The organism is Tritonibacter sp. SIMBA_163 (genome assembly GCF_046535935.1).
Classification (GTDB): domain Bacteria; phylum Pseudomonadota; class Alphaproteobacteria; order Rhodobacterales; family Rhodobacteraceae; genus Epibacterium; species Epibacterium scottomollicae.
The window spans coordinates 414,189-440,052 of sequence record NZ_JAWJBP010000001.1 but is presented as its reverse complement, the minus strand read 5'-3'; the positions used below and the strand labels follow the sequence as shown (position 1 = coordinate 440,052).

Genomic DNA, 25,864 nt, shown 5'->3' with positions numbered 1-25,864 from the left:
CCTGTGTCTCAGGCCAGCTCCTCCGCAGGAGCATAGGAGCCGTCTTCGCGATGGACTTCAGTGCCGGTCACCGGCGGGTTGAAGCAGCACGCCATGTGCAGTTCTTCTTCGGCCCGCAGGATGTGTTTGTCATGCAGGTTCAGCGCATACATGACGCCGGGCTTGATCTCATGGGTCTCGCCGGTGGCGATATCCGTGATCGAGCCTTTGCCCTTCATGCAGTAGACACTCTCGAAGTGGTGCTTGTAGTGGAACTGATGCTCCGATCCCGCTTCCAGCACGGTAATGTGGAAGGAGAACCCCATCCCGTCATCGGCCAGCAACATGCGGGTGGAGGTCCAGCGCGCATCCGCAACAGTACGGTCGGAGGTCTTCAGTTCGTTGAAATCGCGTACGATCATGGGTCTTAATCTCCGGTCTTCGAGTTATTGCGCGGCAATTTTGGATTTTGCGAACACTTCGCGGGCGGCGGTGCTGAGAATGGCGAAGCCTTCACAGAACAGCTGCTCGGAGGTGGTGAGCGGCGCGAGGATCTTCACGACCTCGTCGTTGGGACCGGAGGTTTCCACCACCAGGCCCAGCTCGTAGGCGCGGGCACAGATGTCACCGGCCAGCTCGCCAGAGCCCACATCAACACCCTGCATCAGGCCACGGCCCTTGAGGTAGGCGCCGGGGATGTGGCTGGCCACTTCCTGCAGCGCGCTGGTGACCAGTTCGGTCTTGCGGGCCAGTTCGGTGGTGAAGGCATCATCAGCCCAGAACTTCTCGATCGCCACGCGGGCGGTCACGAAGGCATGGGTGTTGCCGCGGAAGGTGCCGTTGTGCTCAGCGGGGCCAAACACGTCATGCTCCGGGCGCACCAGAACCAGCGCCATCGGCAGACCAAAGCCGGAGATCGACTTTGCCATGGTGATGATGTCGGGCTTCACGCCCATCTCCTCGAAGGAGAAGAAGGTGCCGGTGCGGCCACAGCCAGCCTGAATGTCGTCAATGATCAGCAGCGCGCCATGGGCATGGGCGATGGTTTCAAGCTTTTTGACGAACTCAGCGGAGGCGGCGTTGAGGCCACCCTCGCCCTGCACGACTTCCAGCATGATCGCCGCCGGGGCGTCGATACCGCCGGACGGATCGGAGAGCATTTTGTCCAGCAGCGCGGCACTGTCGAGACCATCAACATAGGCGTCGAAGGGCACGCGGGTCACGCCGGATTTGTCCATGCCGGCACCACCACGGTGGTAGCCGTTACCTGTCGCCGCCAGCGCACCCATGGTCACACCATGGAAGCCGTTGGTGAAGGAAATCACATTGGTGCGGCCAGTGACCTTGCGGGCGATCTTCATTGCCGCTTCAACGGCGTTTGCGCCAGTCGGGCCGGTGAACATCAGCTTGTGATCCATGCCACGCGGCTTCAGGATCAGATCGCTGAAGCTGTGCAGAAAGGCTTCTTTGGCTTCGGTGTGGAAGTCGAGACCGTGGGTAATACCGTCCTTGAGGATATGCTCGACCAGAGCGTCTTTCATGTCCGGGTCATTGTGGCCGTAGTTCAGCGAAGAACAGCCCGCGAGGAAGTCGATGTAGCGGGTGCCATCCTCGGTGAACAGCTCGGATCCGCGTGCAGTGTCGAAAGACGCGGTGAAGGAACGGCAGTAGGAGCGCGCATTGCTTTCGCGGCTCACATAGATAGACGAATTGGTTGCCATGTCTTTGGGCATGGGGGAATCCTTTTCGGATAAGATAAATTCTGGATGAGGAGAGAGGAGTTAGGCCGCGCGCTTCAGGACCTTGGCATCACTTTCAAGCGTGATGGACACCATGTGTTCGGTGTCATGCGCGCCATCGAAATGGGCCTCTTTCTCAAAATGCGGCTCGTCTGTCAGTTCGCCGCCGATGTCTCGGGCAAAGCTGCGGAAGAGGCCCCAGGAGGCCGCATTGTCCTTGGTGATGGTTGTTTTCAGCACGGAAGCGTCAGAAATGCCGTCACGCGCGATCAGCGCCTTCAGCATCTTCTTGCCCAGTCCCATGCCGCGCGCGGCTTCACCCACCGCGACCTGCCAGACGAAGAACGCATCATCGCCCGGGATCAAATGGCCGGAAATCCAGCCGACAATTTCGCCGTCCAGCTCCGCCACCACGCAAGTGTCGCGGAAATGATCCGCTTGGATCAGGTTGGCATACATGGAGTTGCGGTCGAGAGGCTCACAGGCCTTGACCAGCTCCCAAATCTCGGCCCCGTCCGTCGCATTTGGCTTGCGCAGGCGGGGCTGGCAAGTTCGGGGGCTTTCGGTCTCAGTCTGCAGGATGTCTTTGGGCATCGCTTACCATCTCCATTATCGTTCGCCTTTCTAAATATAGTGAAGCGGTAAAAACTTCAAGAACCTCAGCAATTTTATTCCCCCGGCGTGTTTATCACTGTTTTCACAGGGAAAAACTCCTTAGCAAGACAAATGAAGGCCGAAAAATACTGCTTTAACCTGAGAAAATGTTGCGACGATACTTAGCGTATTGAAGGAAATCGCCATCCATGACATTTTAGAGCGTTATGAATGACAGGCCCCGCGACCGAACAGATGAAAGCCTGATCGCGCTCAGACGTATTCTGCGCGCGACCGAGCTGTATTCCCGCAATCTGGCGCAGGCCTCCGGCCTAACGCCGGCTCAGTTGCGCGTGCTGCAGCTGTTGGCGACCAGCGGTGGCAGCGCCACGCCGAAGGAGCTGGCCCAGACGATGGGGGTCGCGCAGGCCACTGTGACAACATTGGTCGACAAGATCGTCTCTCGCGGCATGGCGACCCGGATGCGGTCTGACGCGGATCGCCGGCAGACCAATGTGGTGCTGCAACCGTCTGGACGCGAGGCGGTCAAAGCGGCGCCGGACGCGCTGCAGCAAAGATATGTGCGCGCCTTCGAGCAACTCAAGGATTGGGAACAGGCGCAGCTTCTGGCCTCGCTCGAGCGGGTTGCGGCAATGCTGAACGCAGACGACATGGATGCCGCCCCCGTGCTGACCACCGGCGACCTCAAGATTGGTGATCGCCTCACCTGAGCCTGCCAAACCCCGCCAGTCTACGCGCTGAACTGGAATCGTAGTCGCCACTGCGCATCCAGTCGAGACTGCCGGCGCTAGGGATATGCGTTGCGCAGCTGAACGATGCGGCCCAAATACATCACAGCTGACCGTCGGACAATCGCAGATCAAGCTCTGTAAAGTAGCGCAGCCAGACCGCAACATCACTGCGCAAACCTGCGCGTTTCTGCGCGAGGGCGGCGCGGGTCTGAGCAGCCTCGGCGTCCTCGGTCAGAGCCCTGAGCGCATGGGCCATTTCGCCCGCATCCTGCGGTGAGACCAGCAACGCGGTTTCGCTGTCCACATAGTCCGCCACCCCCGCTGATCGCGTGACCGCCAGTGGCACCCCCAGCAACTGCGCCCCAACCAGTGTCACATGTCCATTGGGCGTGCGATCCGTGCGCAACGGGATCGCCATGCCACAGGACTTCTGCGCGATCGCCCAGGTCACAGGCCCCGGCAGATTGGTGAAGACCTTCACATTCTCTGGGAAGCAGATCCCTTCGATACTGGCCGGACGGGCCACGATCGCCAGCTGCAGATCCGGCGCCGCCCGCATCGCCTCTGCCAAGACGTGATAGTCACGCCCCTCCCCACCGATCGCGCTGATATATGCGCCCTCAAAGGGTGGCGGGTGATGGGACGCGACCTCGGGGGTCTGCATGGCCCAAGGCAAGAAGGTAAACCGCGAGGGGGGCAGATCAAAGAGATCCGCATAAAGACCAACCTCATGTCGCGAGAAGACCACGAACTCTGCCACATCCTGAAAGTAGCGTTGCGACAGAGCCAGGCGACGCCCCTCTGGCAAATGCGTGTAGTTAAAGGCAAAAGCGACATGTGGCCGCCCGGGCGCAATCAGCCGGGCCAGACCCGCGGTGGCCAACGTGACATTCGGCAGATGCGACACCAGAACCGCATCGGAGCGCCGACGTGCGGACCACACCGCAGACATGCATGCCCGGTAGCGCGCTACTGCAGGACGGGTAACCAGCCGCTCCAGACGGTTTTGCGGCCGCCCATACCGCATATCCCAACTCAGCTCGGGCGCAGTAGAGACGGGTTCCAGAAACCGCCAGTCCCGATCCACCAGATCGGAAATATTGATGTAATGCATGCCCTGCCCCACTCGCCCCCAAGGCCTGCACAGGCCGCCGCGCGGCAAAGAGTGCCAGAGCCCGGTGTCGCTGACAATGGGCGCGCAAGTGGTCAAAATGCGATTCGTTGGCTTAGCTCTCCCCGACCCAAAGGTTAGATTGGCGTCAGGATCGTGAACAATCGCATCGCTGAACGAGGATTATCACCAACATATCATAAGAATTTGATGTAAATTCACTTTAAGATTAAGAGAATTTTGACTCTAATGATCGTCGGCGGGACACTGCTGACATCAAACAAACAGCTTCGCAGCTGCTGCGGAACGGGGGTGGGGACTCCTGTCGCATCGCGACCAGTGGTGGCTGGAGGCTTAATTCAGGTTGTGGGGAACCGTGTCAGACATTGCGCAAAGTGCATTTGTGGCAAGCCGTGGCTTGTCGCGCGTTACCATAGTGCCTGACGGCACCGGGGAGGTCTCCCTTTGAGCCGCTTTGCCTTTCATTATGAAAAGCTGGCGGTGGAGCAAGAAGGGCGGAAAGTCTTTGACGATCCGCGCCGCATCCGCATTCGCCGCTTCCGAATGGTCCTTGCCTTTGGTCTGATCTCCTTTGTCAGCTGGGTGTGCCTGCTCTTCAACGGGGCCTTTTCCTGGCAATCTGCGGTTCAGGAGCTGAATGGCTACTGGCGTGGAAACGAGGCGCTGCAAACAGTCCTCAGCAGCCCGCGCACCGACACGCCCGACGCATTGCGTCTTGCCTCAACGCGGCCCTATCTGCCGCCGGAAACAGCCTGCGACGCACCAAGCCAACCTTACTTCGCGGCCATGGCAGATCCGGCATCGCCCGTCATGTTCGGGCACCTCCCAAGCGACATAGACGGCGCACACCTGTCGCTTGACGACAGCTGCAACCAGCTCGGCGTGCTGGTGCCCGATTGGCTGCAGATCGAAGCGGATGGAAACGCGCCGACCCTCACAGTGGAGGACGCATCCAACCGCGCGCCGGTCGAGGACTATCGCTCCAGCGCCGCGCACACGCCGGTTCTCATGCCGAGCATTTCTATCGACGCAGGCGAGGACAAACCCGCCTTCTACGCATCCCTCGGCACAGCGGATGTCGCACAGAGCACCACGCGGCAAATTCTGGACGAGTTGAAGCCGCTCTACGCACATGGCGCCTGTCTGGATTTTCAGGATGTGCAGCAGAGCGATCTGCCAGCGCTTCAGCCGTTCCTGCAAACCCTGAGCAGCAGCTTTCAGGACAACGGCATGGCGTCCTGCGTCATACTGAGCGGCAGCAATGCGGTGTGGCAGGACGCGGAGACCATGGCGCTGTTCGACAAGGTGATCCTGAAGCTGTTCCTTGACCCTTGGGTCGGGGCCGCCCCCTCGCCGCTTGCGGCAGATCCCTGGCTTTCAGAAACCGCAGGCCTGGCGCTTGAGACGCTTGGCAAAGACAAGCTGGTGGTCGCCCTTGGCAGTTTTGCGGTCGAATGGGTGTCGGGAACCCCGATGCCCAAGACGCTCTCCTACGCCGCCGCGATGGAACAGATTGCAGAGGCCGACGCTGACGTCCGCTTCAGCAGCAAGACCTCCGGCAGCTTTGCCTCCTACCGCGACGAGATCGGCCGCACGCATAAAATCTGGATGCAGGACGCCGCCACCTTGCACAACCAACTGAAGACGCTGGCAGATCTGGGCATCTCCGCGACCGGTATCTGGTCACTGGGGATGGAAGATCCCGGTGTCTGGACGGTTCTGCGGTCCCGCGACAAGACGCCGGATGCGCTGAGCGCGGGGCTGGCTCTGGTGAAGCTGGAAAACCATGTGAGCTACACGGGCGAAGGTGCCCTGCTGCGGCTCACGCATCGCCAATCGCCCGGCATCCGGCAAGTGCGCATGGATGAGGTCACCGGACGGGTGAGCGCGCAGGAGTATGACATCCTGCCCCGCCCCTACGCGCTGGAGCGCTACGGCAAGCCCGCGGGGCGCAAGCTGGTGCTGACGTTCGATGACGGGCCTCACCCGGTGTTCTCTCAACAAATCCTCGACATTCTGAAAGACACAGATACGCCCGCGGCCTTTTTCGTGACCGGCAAGAGCGTGATGGACGCGCCTGACGTACTCAACCGCATGATCAACGAGGGCCATGAAATTGGTGCGCATACCTTTTCGCACCCGCGCATGGACGAGGTGTCACAGACCCGCGCAACGCTGGAATATGCGATGCTGGACAAGGTGGTCGCCGGTGCAGCAGGCCGCAAACCGATGCTCTATCGCGAACCATTTCAGCGCAGCAAAGGCCCGATCAGCGCCGACCGTGTTGCTGCGCTCGAAATCGCTTGGGAGCGCGGCTTGCAGGTGGTCGGCATGGATATCGTCCCCCACGACTGGTCCGGGTGGAGCGGCCGTGAAATCGCCGACTATGTCGTGAAGCAGGTCGAAGAGAACGCCGGCAACGTGATCCTCTTGCACGATGGCGGACTGGATCGCGCCGCCTCGGTCGAGGCAACGGCGCTCCTCATCCGCGAGCTGACCGCAAAGGGCTATGAGTTTACCACGCTGGCGGAACTGATAGGTGCGACACGCGCAGAACTGATGCCCGTTGCGGAAGGGGGCTACCAGACATTCGACCGGGTGTCCTTTTCGATGGTGGTCTGGGTGCAGTCGGCAATTGTCACCCTGTTCTGGGTGGCACTGGGGATCGGCGTCATCCGCTCCCTTGCGATCCTGCTGCTGTCGATCCTGAACTGGCGCGGCCGCAGCCCCGTTTCGCTGATCGACCCGAGCGTTGCAGTGGTCATCCCTGCCTACAATGAGGAAAAAGTCATCCGCAAGTGCATCGAGAGTGTGCGCGCCAGTGACTACAAGAACATCGAGATTATCGTTGTGGATGACGGATCCTCTGACAACACGCTCAACGAGGTGTTTTCCTTCAGCCACAAGCAGGACGTGCGCGTGATCTCTCAGCCCAACCAGGGCAAATGGAGCGCATTGAACCGCGCCATGCTGAATGTGTCCTCGGATATCGTCGTTTGCATCGATGCCGACACGCAGATCGAAAAAAGTGCAATCCGCCATCTGGTCAAGCACTTCAACGACGCCAAGATCGGTGCGGTTGCAGGCAAGATCATGGCGGGCAACAAGGTCAACCTTCTGACCCGCATGCAGGCCTTTGAATACGCCACGTCGCAAAACGTCGAGCGCAAGGCCTTTGACCTCATCAACGGCATCCTCGTGGTGCCAGGTGCGCTGGGTGCCTGGCGCGTCTCCGCCCTGCGCAAGGCCGGGCTGTTCAGCGATGAGACCATGACCGAGGACACCGACCTGACAATCAAGGTCAACCGGGCTGGCTATCGCATCGTCTATGAACCCGACGCGCGGGGCTATACCGAAGTCCCCGAACGCGTAGGTCAGCTTCTGAAGCAACGCCTGCGCTGGTCGTTCGGCATGTTCCAGAGCGCCTGGAAGCACAAGAAAGCCCTGTTCGAAGGACGCGCGGTCGGCCTGGTTTCGATCCCCGACATGTTCATCTTCGGCTATCTGTTTCCACTGCTGGCCCCGCTTGCGGATCTGTTTGTGGCGATCATGCTGTACAAGCTGCTGTCCGGCGATTGGAGCGGCGAAAGCACAGGCATGCTCGGCTCGCAACCCGCGCAGTACCTACTGGCCTACCTGACCTTGCCCGTGCTGGAGTTGCTGATCGCAGCCTTTGCGCTGGCGCGCGACAAGGACGAGAGCCTGTGGACCCTGCTGTTGTTCCCGCTTCAACGTATTTTTTACCGTCCGTTGCTCTACTATTCGGTCATCCGGGCCATCCTGCGCGCCATCACTGGACGTCTGTTCAGCTGGGGCACGCAGAAGCGCTTGGGACGGGACTACGCCCTGGCAACGAGCGGCTCATGAAACGCAGAACATTCCTGACATCAGCGGTCGCCGCAGGGGCGGCGCTCATTCCGGTGAAATCCTTTGCCTCCGGTTTCATCGGAGCGGTTGCGCCGCAGACCTACCCGGTGATTGCCGGCATTGATGCCAGCACGTCCGCGCCGCATCTGATCGCCGTGCTCGATGCGTTCTGGGCCCGCAATATTCCAGTGACCTGCCTGGTTTCACCCTTCGACGATCAGGGACACCCACTGGGCCCACAAAGCCCGCTGGCACGATTACTCTCCGGCTTTCTGCTGGGGGGCAGCGGCATCGAGATCGCGCCCTTTCTGCCAGAACTCGCCACGCTGTCGCAGCATTTTCAGGCACGCGCCGCACATGACGCGGTCGCAGCCCTGCATGGCATGCTGCAACCCGTGGAACGAACACTCGGACTCCCCATCCGAGTTCAGACCCTGGCCTGTCACGATGTGGCAAGCCCGATGTCCCCCATCGCGGTGCGCACGGCCGGGGTCTTCAATATTCTCTGCCTTCCAGAAGAAAGTGCCCCGGTGCGCTCCGAAACCTGGCAGAACGGTGTGGCCCGGCTGTTTGGTGGCAGCCGCGTTGATCTTGCTGCAGATGCCCCACCAGCAGAGGACGGGACGACACCGACCCAAACTGTGGCCTACCTCTCCGCACGGGCCTTTTCAGAACTGCCGCTGGACGACCTGAAGGCCGCAGCCGCGGCCTATGCCGAACGTCTGACCCAACAAGAGCTGGACGGAACCGCGTCGGTGCTGCCCGTGTCCGACCTACAACTGCGGGATGCCTATCAGTTCAACCGCTTCGTCTGCCTGCATGTCACTGACCCGTTGCGCAGCGCCGGCACAGATCAGGCCGGTCACGATGCGCTTCTCGATCTGCTGACCGAGATGGAGCTGCCATTCTCTCGTGGCCCCGGTATCGACCCCGGCACTCCGAACGCGGACCTTGGAATGTGGGTGCCCACCGAACCGCCTACGCCCGCCGAGAGCGAAGCCCCTTCGCCGCCTGCGCCCCACCCGATCCGCCTGATCGCATCGCAATCGGACGGCACCACATCCATTCGCACCACCCGCCCACTTGCAGCTGGCATCGCGGTTCGTATTGCCCCCAGCCCTCAGACACGAAGAGGGCTGGACGCCGAGGGCGTCTTGACGCTGCCCCAACGCACCATCCAGACGCCCGTGACAGCCGACACGCTCGCTGCGGCATTTGCTGGCGTCGACGACATGGTTGTCCTGCTGCGCCCCGAAGATTTTGCCACGCAGGACGCAACGGATGCGCTGAAGCGTCACTTGGAAACCCTGCGCGCGGACGCCATCACCACCTGCATTTCGATCAATGACCTGGCGCGACGCGTGGTCCCCAAAGGGCCCGTTCCCATGCGCCACAGGCGCGTGGCAGCGGCCCGACCAGAACTTGTGCCCCCTGCTGGCGGACTGTCGGAACGCGCCCGAGACACCCTGCTTGACGATGCCAAGGCGGCGTGGCGCTACCTCGACCAGTTCACGCATCCGGAGACGGGGCTGTGCCCATCCACCGTGGATTTCTCGCCCGGCGGGCGTCTGCACGAGGCGGTCACGATGTGGGACGTGGGCAGCCAGATCAACGGCTTGGTCGCGGCCTCGCAGATTGGCTTGATCAGCTCAAAGGATTTTGCGGCCGCAATCGCCAAGATTCTGCCCAATATCGCAGGCCGCGTCTCACAGGATCGGCGCCTGCCGCAGGGATGGATTCGCACGGATCGCACCCGCTGGGGGAACAAAAACTTTGATGGCAGCGACGCCGGACGCTTGCTTGCGTCCCTCGACAACCTGCGTCGCCACAGCACATTCGGAGATCAGCTGGAGGAGCTGGTTGCGTCCTATGATCTGGATCAGGTGATCCGTGATGGCGAGATATTCTCCGTCACCGACGGGGCGCTGCACAGCTCCTATATCTCACACAGTGCCCACTATTCGGCTCTGGCGTTTCGGCGTTGGGGGCATCAGGTGCGATCTCCCTATGAGGTGCTTTCGGGGCGCTCCGTCAACGATGGCCAGATAGCACTTCTCGAAGCGGTGGTGGGTATCGGCCCGATCGGCGCCGAGCCGCTCCTGCTGGAGGGCCTGGAACTGGGCATGAGTGACGAAAGCGCATATCTGGCCGACGTGCTGTTCACCACCCAGCTTGAGGACTATCGCGAGACAGGTCGCATGATCTGCGTCTCCGAAGGTCCGATCGACAGCGCGCCGTGGTTCTTGTACCAAGGGTTGCAACTCGACGCGCAAAGCCGGACCTGGGCAATGGACACCGTTGGTCGAGAACCGGAATATCGAACGCCTGAATTCCGTGACGAATTCCTCGCGGTCAGCAGCAAGGCGGCCTATTTATGGTCGGCGATGCAGCCCCATGATTATTCTGATAGATTGACGCATTACGTCCGCGACACCGCAAAAACACAAAATGGGTTTGCGTCCAGCATTTTCGTCAAGACGGGCCGCGCCACCAAGAATTACACCGACCTCAATACCAACAGCATCATCCTGCAAGCAATCGCGCATAAATTGAATACCACTGGCTGAGCGGTTTTAATGTGACCTGCCCATGCCATCAGAACGTGCGGCACCCGGTGGAGGCAATCTCGCCCGGTACAACCGGATAGCCCGGTCGCGGATTGAGGATAACCGACTGGATCCCGGTAATCCGGCGCATGCAGGCATCCACCGAGGCCTCGTCCATGCGGCGTCCCCCCACATAGATATCAATCCAGTCATGCCCGCGATGTCCGGTGTGACACGGCCCCTCTTGCGGGCGAGGTCCATCGCCACACATATCTTCGACAATGGCGTATTTCTTCAGGTTTTCGATATAGAAGCGCGTTCCCGGCTTGTAGTCCATGATACTGCGGCCACCGGTTTTTCGGTGCCCGACGGCGAGCGTGATGGGATCCTTGTATGTCCCGACACCACCAGCGGTGCGATGGATGACCGGGCGCGCAATCTGGGCTGATCCACGCGGCGTGTTATCCCACCAGCTATAGCCTGTCAGATACGCGTTCATGCTTTGTTCTTGCGTTGGTGCAATCGCAACGCGGGTCAGGCTGGACAGATCGTTATCGACATTCAATCGGGTACTGACACTATTGAACGCATCATAATCAGATCGCACATCGCCACCACAGGCCGACATCGAGACCATGGCTGCGACCGCAAATGCGGCTTTAATATAAACACTCGTCATTTCACCATCCTGCTGAATAGAGACATTACCAAGAATCCGTTTTGGATTATCAGCCTACTTCAGCAGGATGTTGCAGAGTTATTTCCGAAACCTTAATCACCCACAGCCCATTCGAGTGAAATGATTTTCAAAATTTATTAAAATTATTATGATTTGGCTTGTCAGAAAATTGACGCCGCAAAAATCTGCGCTAAGCCCAGTTTATATATCGATCAGAGGGGCGCGCGCATCGGCTCTGCGGATCGTTCCACCTGGATCACCCGACATCCCTCCGCCGCGCAGCGCGCCAAGAGCGTTGATGGGAATTCCGCTCCGGTAACAATGACATCGTAGTCCCAGAGCATGTGTTTGCGACAGGGCAGTTCGCGACCAAATTTCGCACAGTCCATCACCAGAACCTTCCGCTGAGCGCAGCCAGAGACCGCAACCCGTGCCGTGATCTCATCGGTGTTATAGTCCAGCACCTCGCCCGCACTAGACACGCCCCCACAGCTGAAGATCGCAATATCCGCGAGATAATTTGCAAAAAATTCACGACTGGCTGTGCCGATCAGGTCAAGATCGCGCAACCGAACGGCGCCTCCGGCCAGCGAAACGGTCGCACCGGACGCCCCCTGTAGGGCCATCACCGCATGCATGTTGTTGGTGGCCACAAACAGATCCTTGCGCGTCGCCGCAAGCATCCGGGCGCAGGCCTCGACCGTGGTTCCCGTGCCCAGCGCCACCCGTGCGCCGTCCGCCACGAGGTGCTGTACCTCGAGGGCGATCTGCTGCTTCTCTCCCCGTGCGATGCTGACCCGCGGCGCATAGCCAATGTTCTCCGACTGCTGCCGCAGGCGCACGACACCGTTCCGCCGCTGCACCAGCCCCGCCTCATCCAGATCGCGCAGATCGCCGCGAATGGTCTGAACCGAAACCTCCAACCGTCCGGCGAGCGCTGCGGCAGACATCTCGCCAATGTCACACAACAGGCCGATGATGGCGTCTCGCCGCCGATTTAACTCGCTTCGTCGCATTCGCTTTCCTTTGAAAGTGAACAAGTCACCCCACGGTCCTAGCAAGCGCATTCAGCAGCGAGCAAGATAATATTTTCTTTGCCAAACCGTCACAAAACCGTTTCAGACTCAGTGGATACGGGCAGCGTCATAACTTTCGAACGAAAGCCAAATTGGAGATTTCGGATGAAACCCCTTCTGTCCGCCGCCGCCCTCGCCCTGACCGCATCTGCGTCGTTTGCCGAGACATTGACCCTCTACACATCGCAACCCAATGCTGACGCGCAAATGACCGTCGATGCCTTCACCCAAGCCAACCCGGAGATCGAGGTTGAGTGGGTTCGCGACGGCACCACCAAGCTGATGGCCCGTCTGATGGCGGAAATCGAAGCCGGCAACCCGCAGCCCGACGTCCTGCTGATCGCAGACACCGTCACGCTTGAGGGCATGGCACAGGACGGCCACCTGAAGGCCTACCAATCGCCGGAAGCCGCGGCCTATGACCCCGCGCTCTACAGCGCCGAGGGGTTCTATCACTCGACCAAGCTGATCACCACCGGCATCGTCTACAACACCGGCGCCGAGGTCCAGCCGACCTCCTGGTCCGATCTGGCCGATCCCTCCCTCAAGGGGCAGGTCGCGATGCCCTCGCCGCTTTATTCCGGTGCCGCGCTCATTCACTTGGCGACCCTGACCGGCGACAAGGCTCTGGGCTGGGATTACTACACCGATCTCGCCTCCAACGAGGCGCGCGCACAGGGCGGCAACGGCGGCACCTTCAAGGCCGTGGCCTCGGGTGAAAAACCCTATGGCGTCGTTGTCGACTTCCTAGCGATCCGCAACAAGGCCGACGGATCCCCGGTGGAATTCGTCTTCCCGCAGGAAGGTGTCTCCTATGTGACCGAACCTGTCGCGATCCTCGACACCGCGAAGAATGCCGATGCCGCGCAGAAGTTCGTCGACTTCGTGCTGTCCCAGAAAGGTCAGGACCTGGTTCTCGACATGGGCTACATCCCGGCCCGCAACGACATGGGCGTGCCCGCAGGCTTCCCGGCGCGTGACGACATCAAGCTGATGTCCTTTGATCCGGCACAGGCGCTGTCCACAGCCGACGCCAACAAGGCGAAATTCGCAGAGCTTTTCGGCGCCGAATGACCCTCGCATCCGCAAATCCCAGCAGCAGCCGGTCCGAGGGCCGGCTGCTGTCGCTTATTCTCGGGCTGGCCATCCTGGTGACCCTCGCCCCTGTCGCGCGACTGTTCTTTGAAGGTGTCACCGCGGGCGGAAGCCTCAACCTGACGTTCTTCTCCGAGGTGTTGGCCAAACCTGCGACCCACTCCGCCCTGCGTCATTCGCTTGTGACGGCCGGATTGGGAACAGTGATCTCCGTTCTCATCGGCAGTGTCTTTGCCTTTCTGGTGGCCCTGACGGATCTGCGGCGCAAGGCTGCGCTGGTGTTCTGCCTGATGATCCCGATGATGATCCCACCGCAGATCACCGCCCTGTCCTGGACGCAGATGATGGGACCGTCCTCGGTCTTGCTGAAGACGCTTGGCCTTGCCCCGCCCCTTGGCGCGCCGCAGCCGCTTTATTCGCCTGGGGGGATCATTCTGCTCCTCGGGATCCAGCATACATCGATCATTTTCCTGACCCTGCGCGCTGGTCTGCGCGCGATCCCCCAAGAAGTGGTCGAAGCCGCACGGATTTCGGGCGCGCGCGGGTTTCGCATCTGGTGGCAAGTGGTGCTGCCCCTGACACTGCCGAGCCTGCTGGCCGGAGTAGCAATCACCTTTGTGACCGCGCTTGGCAATTTCGGCATCCCCGCAATGCTTGGTATTCCCGCAGGTTACGCCACCCTTCCGACCCTGATTTATCAACGGCTTGCGGGCATGGGCACAACCGTTCTGGCAGAGGTCGCAGTGCTGGCGATCCTGATCGGCATCGTGGCCATCACCGGCATTCTGATACAGCGCTTTTTCCAACGCCGCCAACGTGTGCATCTGGTCGGCAGTACCGGCCGCCCGCTTGCAATACCGCTGGGACGGGCACGCCTGCCGGTCGAAATCACGCTTTGGCTGGTGATTGCCGGGATTCTGGTGCTGCCGATGATGGGATTGCTCGCAACATCGCTGGTGCCCGCCTACGGCGTGCCACTTCGGCTCGACACGGTGTCGCTTGATGGGTGGTATGAGGCCTTGTTTCGTCAGCCCTCGACCCGGCGGGCCTTTGTGAATTCCTTTGGTCTGTCGATCGGCGCTGCCGTTGTGTTGATGGCCCTGTGCCTGCCACTGGCCTGGCTGATGGACCGCCATCAAACCCGCCTGAGCCGCGCCTTTGACAGTCTTCTGGACCTGCCCTATGCGCTGCCCGGTGTGGTGCTGGCGATCGCCATGATCCTGCTGCTGATCAACCTGCCCTTCACCGACCTGACGCTCTATGGCACGATCTGGATTATCTTCCTCGCCTATCTCGCCCGGTTTTTTGCGGTGATGTTTCGGCCCGTGCAATCCAGCCTGCGACAGCTTGATCCCGCAATGAACGAGGCCGCACAATCTGTTGGTGCACCGCTTTGGCGCCGCCTGCGCGATATCGTGCTGCCGCTCTCTGCACCGGCAGCCGCTGCGGGGGCGATCCTCGTCTTTCTGACCGCGTTCAACGAACTGACCGTGTCCGCCCTGCTGTGGTCCTCGGGCACGGAAACCCTTGGCGTGGTGATTTTCAACCTCGACGACAGCGGCGAGACGGTGATGGCCTCTGCCGTCGCCATGACCATCGTCTTTGTCGTCATGATCCTGATGGCGGTGATCCAGCTTACATCTCGCCGCCTGCCCAAAGGAGTTGTCCCATGGCAGAGCTGACCCTCACAAACATCGGCAAACATTTCGGCGGCGCCCCCGCCCTGCAATCGGTTACCACACGTGTGAATGATCGGGAATTTCTGGCCCTGCTCGGCCCCTCTGGCTGCGGCAAGTCCACGCTGTTGCGTCTGCTGGCCGGGTTTGAACAGCCCAGCGCAGGATCGATCCGCATCGGCAATCGCGAGGTCGCCAACGCAGACACGCGCCTGATTGTGCCGCCGGAAGAGCGCAACATCGGGTATGTGTTCCAGTCCTACGCGCTCTGGCCGCATATGACGGTGCGCCGTAACGTGGGCTACCCGCTGGAAATCAGAAAACTGTCAAAGTCTGATCGCGAGGCCCGTATCGATGCCGCTCTGGAGGCCACGGCCCTCGGTCCCTATGGCGACCGCATGCCCTCCGACCTCTCTGGCGGGCAACGACAGCGCGTTGCCCTGGCGCGCTGCCTTGTGTCTGATCCCACTGCCGTGCTGCTGGATGAGCCGCTCGCCAACCTCGACGTCGCACTCCGGGCCTCCATGCAGGGCGTGTTCTGCGACTTTCACCAGCGCACGGGCGCGACCATGGTGTATGTCACTCACGATCAGGCCGAAGCCATGGCGATGGCGGACCGGATCGCGGTGATGAATGAGGGGCGCATCATGCAGCTGGACACGCCCGAGGCGCTTTATGCCCGCCCCCGAAGTCGCTTTGTCGCCGAATTCATCGGCGATGGCGCCGTTGTGCCCCTGACTGGGACCAGCCATTCTGACAGCGCCTGTGAGGCCACCTTGCTCGGCACGCGGCTGAGGGTTGAAACGGACACCCCAACCCCGGAGATGGCCTGTCTACGCCCGGAAAACCTGACGATTGCCGAGACCGGCGACATCCGCGCCCGCGTGGAACGTGTGACCTATCTGGGCGGGCGCTACCGGCTCGATCTGGTGGCTGCAAGCGGCGAGCCTCTCGTCACCCAGTCAAACACCCGCTACGCGCCGGGCGAACACATCGGCCTCGCGCTGACGGCCCCCTGGGCCTTTGCCGCCGCCTGATCCGGAGACACACATGAGCACCATTACCGTTCTCTCCGGCATCGGAGACAAGGGCCCCGCCGCCATGCGCCTGAACACCGGGCGTCAGCGCTGGTTGCTGGATTGCGGGTTTGGTCCCGAGGCCAATGCGAAATTCGACCCCAGCTGGCTCGACGGCGTCGATGCGGTCTTTGTAACACACGACCATATCGACCACATCGGCGGCGCGGCCTACGCGGTAGAGGCAGGCCTGCCGATCTACGCCACCCGCCGTACCGCACAGGCCCTTCCCCCATCGGCGCAGGTGATCGAGCTGCCAGAACGCGGCGAGACGCTGATCGACGGCATTCGCCTGACCACCGGCCTCAATGGGCACGCGCTTGGCGGCGTGTGGTTCCATTTTGATCTGGGTGAAGGGCTGTTCTATTCGGGTGATTGGTCGGAGGAAAGCGCATGGTTCGCCTTTGATCTGCCACCCAAGGCGGCCACCGCGATCATCGACTGCTCCTATCACCTGAGCAATGTGACTCAATCCCAACGCCTCGCCGACCTTGACGCGCTGATCGACACATTGCCCGGTCAGGTCCTGTTTCCCGTGCCGCCCTCGGGGCGCGCCGGCGAACTCGCGCTGCATCTGATGCGCCGCTTCGGACCAGAGGCGGTTTTGCTGGACCCGGAATGCTGCATGACATTGCGCGCCGCACTTGCCTCTGGCGGTGTCGCGGATCGCGCACAGGAAATCGCTCCGTTGCTGGAGCGCGGCCCACTGGACGAGGCACGGTTTCTGATCTGCGACACGCCCAATGCCGACGGCGGGGCCGCCTGGGCCTATGTCCGTGCGTGGCGTGAAAGCGGGCGGTTGGGTCGCGACGCGCATGTGGTTTTCACCGGACATATGACCGCCCATGCCCGTGGTGTCGAAACCGTTGAGGGCGGCTATTTCCGCCGCTGGAACGTCCACCCGCCGTTGTCGGATCAGATCGCCATGATCCGGCGCCTTGGTGCGACGCGGTTTGCACCGGCCTTCTGCACCTTGCCAGAGGAATACCTGGTGGAAAATGGCTTTGAGGCGCAGGTTTTCCTGCATGAGACGGTGACATTGTGATGGAAGATCTGCCCCCCCTCCCGCCGCGCACGATCTGCCTGATCCGCCATGGCGAGACGACGGCCAACCGCGACAGCATCATCGCCGGCCGCCTGGACGTCGCGCTGACAGACCATGGCCGCAGTCAGGCCCGCAGCCTGGCCACGTTGACCTGGGAGCAACCGATTACAGTGTTCTGCAGCCCGATGGCGCGCGCTAAGGAAACCGCCCAGCTTGGCTTTCCTGATCGTGTCACAACGCCGCATGCGGGGCTACGAGAACGCGACTGGGGAGTCTTCGAAGGACGCCCGCTTACCCGGTTGCCCCCCCGAGACGAAACGCCCGACGGCGGCGATGGATGGAACGACATGATCCTGCGCGTCCATGCAGCGATCAGTGACTGTTGCGCCTCCGCCGGGCCCACCTTGCCGGTTCTGGTATGCCATTCCGGTGTGATCAGGGCGACACGCCTGCTCGCGTGTCTCGGCAGTGTGGGAGAGCGTCCTCCCAACGCCCACCCGGTGCTCTTTCGCCATCACGCAGGACGACATGTGGAACATCCGCTCTGACCACGGCTCTTGGCCGCTTTGGGCATCCCTCACTCTCGTACACACCCGCAGATGGCCCGAACCGGTGTCGCCTTCACCCTATCGGGCAAGCGCGATACCGTCTCACCGCGGGCTCTGAAGCACCAGTTCCGTGTGCCAGTTTCGACAACAACGCAATGGTGGACAAGGCGGTCGAACCGCGCGGTCGCCCTCTTGGCGTCGACGAAGACGCCTGGACATTCACCGAAGACGAGGTTGGCCGTAAACAGGATCCAGCTGCGCAAGCAGGAGGGTGCCTGATGAAGTCCAACTATAGCGGAGCACGGGTGTGTGCGACACGCAAAATGGCCATTCCCATCGGCATGCGACTGCGAAAACGGCTAGCAAGCTCCAAAAGCCACTATAACATTTCAGATTTGTCGAGATTTACATCGAAATGTAAAATGGTGCCCCCACACGGACTCGAACCGCGGACCTACTGATTACAAATCAGTTGCTCTACCAGCTGAGCTATAGGGGCCTTTCGCGGCGGGATAATCACTTTGGCGCGGCTTGGCAAGAGACAAAATGAACGAGACCGGAGATGGATTTGCACCGGCGGGACGGGCTCCTCATTTTGCAGCTGGGCCATCGATAAGTTGCGATTTGACCGCAAACTCGACGCAATTTATGCATAGCATTCTTCAGACGCGATAGAACGCGACAGACAGGTCAGTAGAATGCAGGTCATAATACATGCCGGCGCGCATGGCACAGAAGAAGATCGCCTGATGAAGACCCTCCTGCGCAACAAGGAGGGCTTTCTGGCGCGTGGAACTTCGGTGCCGGGACCTGCCAAGTATCGCCCCCTGTTGAAGGAGTGCATGGCGGCCTCAAAGGACCACGCACCGTCGGAGGATGCGCAGGATCTCTTGTGGGACGCCATCCTGGAGGAAGAGCACGCCGATCGCGTGGTGCTGTCCAACCCGCATTTCTTTGGCTCACAGCGCGATGCGCTTGACGGTCAGCGTCTCTATCCGGAGGCGGAGGACCGTATGCGAGCGCTCAAGGCGCTCTTTCCCAATGACGATCTTGAGCTTTATATGGCAATCCGCAGCCCGACCGGTTTTTTACCAAAACTGTTGGAAAAGGCGGGCCCCGGGCGCCGACAGGACGTCCTGAGCACCACCAACCCGGCAGAGCTGCGCTGGTCGGCGATGATTGCCCGCATTCGTGCCGCTGTGCCGGATGTTCCGATCACGCTCTGGTGTTACGAGGATCTGCCCATGATCTGGGCGCAAATCCTGCGCGAGCTGGGCAATTTGGAGGCCGACAGCAAGGTCAAGGGCGGCATGGACCTGCTGGGCACCATCATGACGCGCGAAGGCATGCGACGCATGCGCGCCTATCTGCATGACCGTCCCGAAATAACAGAGATGTACAAACGTCGCATCTTCGCCGCCTTTCTCGACAAATATGCCATCGAAGAGGCGCTTGAAGAGGAACTGGACATCGAAGAGTGGACGCCAGAGCTCATCGCCCGGATCGAAGAGGCCTATGACGCCGATGTCGACCAGCTGAGCCGTATTCCCGACGTCAGACTGCTGACGCCCTAAGACCGCCGACCGGCAACACATCGGACGCAAGAGTGTTTACCGTCCCTGCCCCGGTGGTTAGGAAGAGGTCAGCATTTCCAGAATGACACGAGCGGTTCCATGTCCGGGCAAAACTACAACATCATGATCGTAGGCCAGTCCGGTCGGCTGATGTTCGAGGCCGTGCTCTTCGCCGCATCATTGCGCCAGACAAACCCCAGCTTTCGCGGACGGTTGTGCGTCGCCGTCCCGCGGCCCGGTCCGCTCTGGGCCCGCGACCCGTCCATCCGCAATGAGCCGGTGCTTGAGGCGCTGTCACGACTGGACGCAGAGATCTTGCCGTTTGAGTCACAGCACTTCGGCCAATCCTACCCCTATGGCAACAAGATCGAAGCCCTGTCCGTGTTGCCAGAAGGCGAGCCGTTTGTCTTTTTTGACACCGACACGCTGATTACTGGCGACCTGGGCGACGTTCCGTTCGACTTCTCGCGCCCCTCCGCCAGTCTGCGGCGTGAAGGCACCTGGCCCACACCCACACTCTACGGACCGGGCTACGCCGACATCTGGCGTGCGCTGTACGGGCGCTTCAACCTCGACTTTGACAGCAGCCTCGACCTGGACCAGCCGGACGAATACTGGAAGCGGTATCTCTATTTCAACGCCGGGTATTTCTTCGGTGCCTGCCCGCGCGCCTTTGGCAGACGCTTCCTGGACTATGCACGATCCATCCGGGATGACCCGCCCGTGGAAATCGTGGGCCAGTCCCTCGATCCCTGGCTCGATCAGGTGGCCCTGCCGCTGGTCATCCATTCCTTTGGCGGCGGCCGCGACACCCTGCCCGACGGTTATCTGGACGGGCACACCAGCTGTCACTACCGCACCTTCCCGCTGCTTTATGCGCGCGAGAGCGATCATGTGGTTGCCACCTTGGAAGAGGTCTGCGCGCCCAACAAGATCAAGAAGGTCCTGAAGACCTACGAGCCGATCAAACGTCTCGTCTATCAGGGCAAGGGACACCGCGTGCGCGCCCTGTTCGATCAGGACAACCTGCCCCGCCGCGAACAGGCGATCCGCAACCGGATCAAATCCGAAGGCCTCTGGATGCGCTGACCCTCAGATCGCGCCGCCGCGCCGATCCATAGGTCACAATTGCAGATGAAACCTGCTCGCTTTCCCTTGCACAAAGGCCGCGCCCGGTGTGTTCTGTCGCCAGCTTGATATTGAGTGCGACATAAGGGAGATAATCGAGATGTCCGACAGCCCCACCTACGGCTTTGACACGCTGCAAATTCACGCAGGCGCCCGCCCCGACCCGGCCACCGGTGCCCGCCAGACTCCGATCTACCAGACCACCTCCTATGTGTTCCGGGACGCCGATCACGCGGCCGCGCTCTTCAACCTGCAGGAAGTGGGTTACATCTATTCCCGCCTCACCAACCCCACCGTCGCGGTGCTGCAGGAACGGCTGGCCACGCTTGAGGGCGGTGTCGGCGCGGTCTGCTGCTCCTCCGGTCATGCGGCCCAGATCATGGCCCTGTTTGCCCTGATGAGCCCGGGCAAGAACGTGGTGGCCTCCACCCGGCTTTATGGCGGCACCGTCACCCAGTTCAGCCAGACCATCAAGCGCTTTGGCTGGTCGGCGAAATTCGTCGATTTCGACGACCTCGACGCCGTGCGCGATGCCATCGACGATGACACCCGCGCGGTGTTCTGCGAATCCGTGGCCAACCCCGGCGGCTATGTCACCGATATTCGCGCGGTGGCCGATGTCAGCGACGCCGCTGGTCTGCCGCTGATCGTCGACAATACTTCCGCCACGCCTTACCTCTGCCAGCCGATCAAGCATGGCGCGACGCTGGTGGTGCATTCCACCACCAAATACCTGACAGGCAACGGCACCGTCACCGGCGGCTGCATCGTTGATTCCGGCACGTTCGACTGGTCGGCCTCGGACAAGTTCCCAGCCCTGTCGGCGCCCGAACCCGCCTATCACGGGCTGAAGTTCCACGAGACCTTCGGCAACCTCGCCTTCACCTTCCATGGCATCGCCATCGGGCTGCGCGATCTGGGAATGACCATGAACCCGCAGGCGGCGCATTACACGTTGATGGGGATCGAAACCCTGTCCCTGCGTATGCAGCGCCATGTGGAAAACGCCGAGAAGGTGGCAGCTTGGCTCGAAAACGACCCGCGCGTGGATCACGTGACCTATGCGGGCCTGCCCTCCTCGCCCTATGCCGAGCGCGCCAAACGCTGCTACCCCAAGGGCACCGGCGGCCTGTTCACCGTGGCACTGAAGGGCGGCTACGATGCCTGCATCAAATTGGTGGACAGTCTCGAGATCTTCTCCCATGTGGCCAACCTTGGCGATACGCGCTCGCTGGTGATCCACTCGGCCTCGACCACCCATCGCCAGCTGACGGCTGAACAGCAGGAGGCGGCCGGTGCCGGTCCCAATGTGGTGCGGATTTCCATCGGGATCGAAGACGCCGACGACCTGATCCGGGATCTCGATCAAGCGCTTGCGAAAGCCTCCGGCTGAAACGTCACAGGGCCCAGGCCGCTTTGACGAAAAAACTGCAAAGGCCGGGAAATCCCGGCCTTTTTCCATTTTGCAACACCGCATTAGGCGCAAAATCAGTTGGGGCCAGACGGCTCCATGATGTCAAATGTGACGGAGACGTTGTGCTCCAAACTCACGGTGCCGGCAGAGATCGGCATATCGGAAGAGCGCGCCATTTCCATCGCCATCATCGGCGCACCACCCGCAGATCCACCATCGCGGATCTCGCGCACTGGTCCCAGCGCCATGCCTGAGGCCTCGGCCAGCTGGCGCGCCTTGTGAAACGCATTTTCAACCGCCTGCGTACGCAGAAGATCCTGCGCGGTGTCCCGCTCGCTGTAGGAGAACGACAGCCCGCGGAACTCATTCGCGCCCGCGCGCAACACATCATCCAGCACCCCACCGATGCCATCAATGTCATGCAGGGTCACCGTCAGCATATTGGAGGCCTCAAAGCCGGTGATGCTGCGTTCGTCCTGCCCGTCGCGGCGGACTTGGCTCCAGACCGGATGCATCGACACGTGCTGTGTCTGCATGTCCTCGCCCGCGATACCGCTGTTGCCCAGGCTGGTCATGACCTCGTTCATCCGCACGGAGACCTGCTCCATCGCGGCACCGGCCTCTTCGGCCTGTTCACGCACGCCAAGGGTAATCACGGCCTGATCCGGCGCGACATCCATGCTCGCTTCTCCTGTCACATGCAACTGGCGCAGCTCTTCCGCGCTCAGGGACAGGGGGGCAAACGCAACAGCGCCTGCCAACATCAGGGCCATGGTTTTCTGGTTCAACATCTGGGATCCTCCGCTAGTGTCGATCTGAGGTCTACATGGGAGTGGCAGATCCCCGCGCGCAAGGGGAGCTTTCGTGCTTTTGCTTCCCCTCGGCGGGTTACTGCTCTATGGTTTGCGCAACAATAACGGCGCCCCGGCACGGGCTTCCCGGATTGGTTGGCCGTCTTTCATGGCGCTCGCCTTTCGGGATGCAACGGTTCCCTGAGGGGCGAGGCACGCAGACAAAAGACACTGATGACCTGATGAAACCAGAGTTTGCGCTCTCTCTTTCTTTCGACGGCATCGCGCTGCTGGTGCGTGGCGCGGGCGGATGGCAACGTGTCGGCGAAATTCCGACCGACACGCCGGACATGCCCGCCGCCCTGGCGGCCCTGCGTGCGAAGGCCACCGCTGCCCTGCCCGGCAAGTCCCTGCACTGCAAGCTGATCCTGCCCGATGCGCAGATCCGCTACCTGACCATCCAGACAGGTGAGCGGTCGAACGACGCGCGGATCACGTCGGCACGCAAGGCACTTGAAGGCGCAACGCCCTACAGCGTGTCAGAACTCGCCTTTGATATCAGCCCGGATGGTGCCGAGACCCATGTGGCAGCCGTGGCGATCGAAACCCTCGAGGAAGCCGAGAGCTTTGCGCTCGCACATGGGTTTGACCCCGTAAGCTTCGTTGCCGCACCAGAAGGCCATGTGTTCTTGGGCGAACCTTTCTTTGGCACCCCCCGCGCCGCGCGCGGGCTGGAGATTGAGCCAGATGATATCGCGGTGGTCGAGATTGACCCCCTGAGCCTCGAGGACAGCGACGCGGCCTCCATAAGCGCGGCGCCAGCCTCGGAGCTCTCGGCAGGCAGCGCGGATGTGGCCCACTCCGCAGACACGCAGACCACCGATGCCGCAGACGCATCTGTTGAAGACGATCAACCCGCGGCCAAGGCCGGTGAGGCCGAGACAGATGCGCAGGCAGACCTGTTCAAAAAACCCGAAGTGGACGCGATGGGCAGAGGCGAAGACGCGCTTGCCCCGCATTCCGGCGGCCCCATCATTCTGCCTGCGGCACCGCCCTCCGCAGAGCCGACGCAGAGCAGCGGCGCGGAGGCCACTGAGCTGGACAGCCCCCCCAACACACCGGACGACCTCTCGTCGCCCCAGCCTGACGAAAACCAGGATGCGCAGGATCAAGACGCCGCAGCGGCGCTGAGTTTCAGCTCACGCCGTGCGCGTGGCGAAACAGCACCGCTGAGCGCACAGCGCCGCGCGCCAACCGAAGGCCCAACCGCGGCTGTCGTGCTGAGGCCGGAGACCGCCGAAACGGCAAGCGCAGACCTCCGCTCAAAGGCACCGCTTACCACCGGGCCGCAGCGAGACGCCTCCGAATCGTCGCCGACCGCCTCCGTTCCGCCCGCCCCGAGCCTGTCCATGCCGACACCGGTTCTGGCGCATACGACCTCCGCGCCGCCCAGACCTGCGGCGGATACGGCACCCGCTGCCGCCAGACCCGTGTCGCCGCCCCAGAACGACATCAGCCAGATGCCACAGGCGCGATCTCTGCGCTCCCGCTCGGGTCGCATCGGTCTGGTCGCGGTCACCCTGGCCACCGTCTCGGCGCTCGGCGCCTGGGCCTTGGTTCAGGAACTGCCCGAGCTCTGGTCCGATCTCAGACGTGCGGACCTGGTCCAGACCGAGGACCCGGTCGCCACCCCGGTACTTGCCACCGCCGAGGATTCCGAACGGGCCGCAGGCCTTGTCGCACCGGGCCTGTCCGCCAGCGATGCGCCATTCCTGCCGTCCGATGACGCTTCCCTGCCTGCGGACTTCGACACCGGTCAGGTCGCGGCACCGCAGGCCGATCCTGATGGTTTGACCGTCACCGACGCCGCCGTTCTTGAAGCCCTCGGAACGCCCGTGGTCGATGAGGTCGCGCCAATTGACGGCCAGGATCTTGTCATTGCCTCCCTGCCCGCGCCGCGCGACATCTCCGGCACTGGCGACGAGAGCGGCCAGGCGCAGGAGATATCACAAGACGGCCCGAGCAATGAAGGGGCCGACATCGACCCTGAAGCGCTGGCAGATGGTGTGGTGCCAGATGACGCCGGCGATGCGGGCGAAGGGTTGGACGGTACGGTCGCCGATCTTGAGGCAGCGGCCCAGTATGCAGCAACCGGGATCTGGCAACGCGTGCCGGATATCGCGGAATTGCCGCCGCTGATTGATCTCGACAGCATGTATGTCGCCTCGATCGACAATACCGAACTGTCTCAGGACGCCATCGCCCTGCCCGCACGAACCGCGCTCAACACCGACACCCCGTTTGGCGCCGTGTCCAATCCGACCGAAGCCGGTCGCGCCTTTGACCTCGACGCGCGCGGGCTGGTCGAAGCCACGCCCGAGGGCACGTTGAATCCGGACGGCATCATGGTGTTTTCCGGCCGCCCCGAGATCACACCGCCCGCGACACCGGACCGCCCCTCTGCACGAGAGCAGGAAGCGGCAGACACGACCGCACGCATTGCGCTGCTGCAAAAGCTGCGCCCCCGGACACGGCCAAATGACCTGGTGGAACAGGCCGAACGCGCGCAACACGGCGGCGTTGTACGTGCAGAGCTTCTGTCCAAGCGCCCACCAACCCGGCCCGCCTCGCTGAAGACCGAGGAACAGGAAAGCCAACCCGCCACAGCCTTGGCCGTTGCGCGCGCGCCGCAACCCCGGGCACGCCCTGCGAACTTCGCCAACCTCGTGGACCGCGCAAAGCGGCGTCAGCAGCAACAACAGACAGCCGCAGTCTCGGCCCCTGCGGCGGTGGTTACGCCCTCCATCCCCTCCTCCGCCTCTGTGGCACGACAGGCCACCGTGCAACGCGCGCTCAACCTGCGGCGCGTGAACCTGATCGGGGTCTATGGCAAACCCTCGGCCCGCCGCGCGCTGGTCCGGTTGCCGTCTGGACGCTACGTGAAGGTCAAGGTCGGCGACCGGATTGATGGTGGGCGGATCGTGGCAATCGGCGACAGCCAGCTGCAATATCAGAAAGGCGGCCGCAACAGGACGCTCAACCTGCCCAACAGCTAAACCAGATCTCGTCTGACTGGCACGTCGCGGACAACGGGCCGGAAGAGACAACGGTCTGAACTGCATAAAAAAGCCGGGCATCTTGCCCGGCTTTCTT

Annotated in this window: 20 protein-coding genes and 1 tRNA gene; 12 read left to right on the top strand and 9 right to left on the bottom strand. The window is 61.8% G+C overall.

From position 1 onward, the window contains the following. Positions 1 to 8: 8 nt before the first annotated feature. The 3 genes from R0J92_RS01995 to ectA are packed head-to-tail and all read right to left on the bottom strand — an operon-like array spanning position 9 to position 2,312. Positions 9 to 401 (bottom strand): ectoine synthase, encoded by a 393-nt coding sequence (locus R0J92_RS01995; protein WP_106163071.1) that lies wholly within the window; start codon positions 399 to 401, stop codon positions 9 to 11. A gap of 24 nt (positions 402 to 425) precedes the next feature. Then, a complete protein-coding gene (gene ectB, locus R0J92_RS01990; RefSeq protein ID WP_106163072.1) occupies positions 426 to 1,712 on the bottom strand; it encodes a diaminobutyrate--2-oxoglutarate transaminase in 1,287 nt (428 codons plus the stop codon). A gap of 48 nt (positions 1,713 to 1,760) precedes the next feature. Then, entirely contained in the window at positions 1,761 to 2,312 is a 552-nt protein-coding gene (gene ectA / locus R0J92_RS01985; RefSeq protein WP_106163073.1) for a diaminobutyrate acetyltransferase, read from the bottom strand. A 227-nt stretch (positions 2,313 to 2,539) separates the two neighbouring features. Here ectA and R0J92_RS01980 point away from each other — a divergent pair, with 227 nt between their 5' ends. Beyond that, positions 2,540 to 3,043 (top strand): MarR family winged helix-turn-helix transcriptional regulator, encoded by a 504-nt coding sequence (locus R0J92_RS01980; protein ID WP_106163074.1) that lies wholly within the window; start codon positions 2,540 to 2,542, stop codon positions 3,041 to 3,043. Positions 3,044 to 3,164: 121 nt separating this feature from the next. Here R0J92_RS01980 and R0J92_RS01975 read toward each other — a convergent pair whose 3' ends face one another. After that, positions 3,165 to 4,178: a hypothetical protein gene (locus R0J92_RS01975; protein WP_411050552.1), complete on the bottom strand. Its 1,014-nt coding sequence runs from the start codon at positions 4,176 to 4,178 to the stop codon at positions 3,165 to 3,167. Positions 4,179 to 4,640: 462 nt separating this feature from the next. Here R0J92_RS01975 and R0J92_RS01970 point away from each other — a divergent pair, with 462 nt between their 5' ends. Then, a complete protein-coding gene (locus R0J92_RS01970; RefSeq protein WP_411050551.1) occupies positions 4,641 to 8,063 on the top strand; it encodes a glycosyltransferase in 3,423 nt (1,140 codons plus the stop codon). Further along, on the top strand, positions 8,060 to 10,630 hold the full coding sequence (locus R0J92_RS01965; protein WP_411050550.1) for a DUF3131 domain-containing protein: 2,571 nt from the start codon (positions 8,060 to 8,062) through the stop codon (positions 10,628 to 10,630). Before R0J92_RS01970 ends, R0J92_RS01965 begins: the two co-directional genes overlap by 4 nt. Positions 10,631 to 10,658: 28 nt before the next feature. On the opposite strand, the gene R0J92_RS01960 is transcribed toward R0J92_RS01965, so the two are convergent. Then, positions 10,659 to 11,288 carry a hypothetical protein gene (locus R0J92_RS01960; RefSeq protein ID WP_411050549.1) on the bottom strand — a complete coding sequence of 210 codons (630 nt, stop codon included), beginning with the start codon at positions 11,286 to 11,288 and terminating at the stop codon, positions 10,659 to 10,661. Positions 11,289 to 11,500: 212 nt separating this feature from the next. Beyond that, positions 11,501 to 12,304: a DeoR/GlpR family DNA-binding transcription regulator gene (locus R0J92_RS01955; RefSeq protein WP_411050548.1), complete on the bottom strand. Its 804-nt coding sequence runs from the start codon at positions 12,302 to 12,304 to the stop codon at positions 11,501 to 11,503. Between the two features lie 165 nt (positions 12,305 to 12,469). Between R0J92_RS01955 and R0J92_RS01950 the strand changes: the two genes are divergently transcribed. Genes R0J92_RS01950 through R0J92_RS01930 form a run of 5 tightly spaced genes read left to right on the top strand, consistent with a single transcriptional unit; the run spans position 12,470 to position 17,804 of the window. Then, on the top strand, positions 12,470 to 13,438 hold the full coding sequence (locus R0J92_RS01950) for an ABC transporter substrate-binding protein (protein WP_411050547.1): 969 nt from the start codon (positions 12,470 to 12,472) through the stop codon (positions 13,436 to 13,438). Continuing rightward, complete coding sequence (locus R0J92_RS01945; protein WP_411050546.1) at positions 13,435 to 15,141, top strand: ABC transporter permease; 1,707 nt, start codon at positions 13,435 to 13,437, stop codon at positions 15,139 to 15,141. The genes R0J92_RS01950 and R0J92_RS01945 overlap by 4 nt, the downstream gene beginning before the upstream one ends. Next, the gene (locus R0J92_RS01940) at positions 15,129 to 16,172 is read left to right on the top strand and encodes an ABC transporter ATP-binding protein (RefSeq protein WP_411050545.1); all 1,044 of its coding nucleotides are present in this window, start codon (positions 15,129 to 15,131) and stop codon (positions 16,170 to 16,172) included. Before R0J92_RS01945 ends, R0J92_RS01940 begins: the two co-directional genes overlap by 13 nt. A gap of 13 nt (positions 16,173 to 16,185) precedes the next feature. Next, positions 16,186 to 17,256: an MBL fold metallo-hydrolase gene (locus tag R0J92_RS01935; RefSeq protein WP_411050544.1), complete on the top strand. Its 1,071-nt coding sequence runs from the start codon at positions 16,186 to 16,188 to the stop codon at positions 17,254 to 17,256. Beyond that, positions 17,256 to 17,804, top strand: coding sequence for a histidine phosphatase family protein (locus tag R0J92_RS01930; protein WP_411050543.1), 549 nt, complete (start codon positions 17,256 to 17,258; stop codon positions 17,802 to 17,804). Before R0J92_RS01935 ends, R0J92_RS01930 begins: the two co-directional genes overlap by 1 nt. Before the next feature lie 29 nt (positions 17,805 to 17,833). Here the strand turns inward: R0J92_RS01930 and R0J92_RS01925 are convergent, their stop codons facing one another. Continuing rightward, positions 17,834 to 18,067: an ATP-binding protein gene (locus R0J92_RS01925; RefSeq protein ID WP_411050542.1), complete on the bottom strand. Its 234-nt coding sequence runs from the start codon at positions 18,065 to 18,067 to the stop codon at positions 17,834 to 17,836. A gap of 160 nt (positions 18,068 to 18,227) precedes the next feature. Continuing rightward, positions 18,228 to 18,303: transfer RNA gene (locus R0J92_RS01920), tRNA-Thr, on the bottom strand. 199 nt (positions 18,304 to 18,502) lie between these two features. On the opposite strand from R0J92_RS01920, the gene R0J92_RS01915 reads away from it, so the two are divergent. The 3 genes from R0J92_RS01915 to R0J92_RS01905 all read left to right on the top strand — a co-directional run bounded on the left by R0J92_RS01915 (position 18,503) and on the right by R0J92_RS01905 (position 21,899). Further along, positions 18,503 to 19,378 carry a hypothetical protein gene (locus R0J92_RS01915; RefSeq protein WP_106162279.1) on the top strand — a complete coding sequence of 292 codons (876 nt, stop codon included), beginning with the start codon at positions 18,503 to 18,505 and terminating at the stop codon, positions 19,376 to 19,378. 99 nt (positions 19,379 to 19,477) lie between these two features. After that, positions 19,478 to 20,467: a hypothetical protein gene (locus tag R0J92_RS01910; protein WP_411050541.1), complete on the top strand. Its 990-nt coding sequence runs from the start codon at positions 19,478 to 19,480 to the stop codon at positions 20,465 to 20,467. 139 nt (positions 20,468 to 20,606) lie between these two features. After that, the gene (locus tag R0J92_RS01905) at positions 20,607 to 21,899 is read left to right on the top strand and encodes an O-acetylhomoserine aminocarboxypropyltransferase/cysteine synthase family protein (protein WP_317386815.1); all 1,293 of its coding nucleotides are present in this window, start codon (positions 20,607 to 20,609) and stop codon (positions 21,897 to 21,899) included. A gap of 95 nt (positions 21,900 to 21,994) precedes the next feature. Here the strand turns inward: R0J92_RS01905 and R0J92_RS01900 are convergent, their stop codons facing one another. Then, on the bottom strand, positions 21,995 to 22,711 hold the full coding sequence (locus R0J92_RS01900) for an SIMPL domain-containing protein (RefSeq protein ID WP_317386816.1): 717 nt from the start codon (positions 22,709 to 22,711) through the stop codon (positions 21,995 to 21,997). Positions 22,712 to 22,953: 242 nt separating this feature from the next. Between R0J92_RS01900 and R0J92_RS01895 the strand changes: the two genes are divergently transcribed. After that, positions 22,954 to 25,767 (top strand): hypothetical protein, encoded by a 2,814-nt coding sequence (locus R0J92_RS01895; RefSeq protein ID WP_411050540.1) that lies wholly within the window; start codon positions 22,954 to 22,956, stop codon positions 25,765 to 25,767. The last annotated feature ends 97 nt before the right edge of the window (positions 25,768 to 25,864 follow it).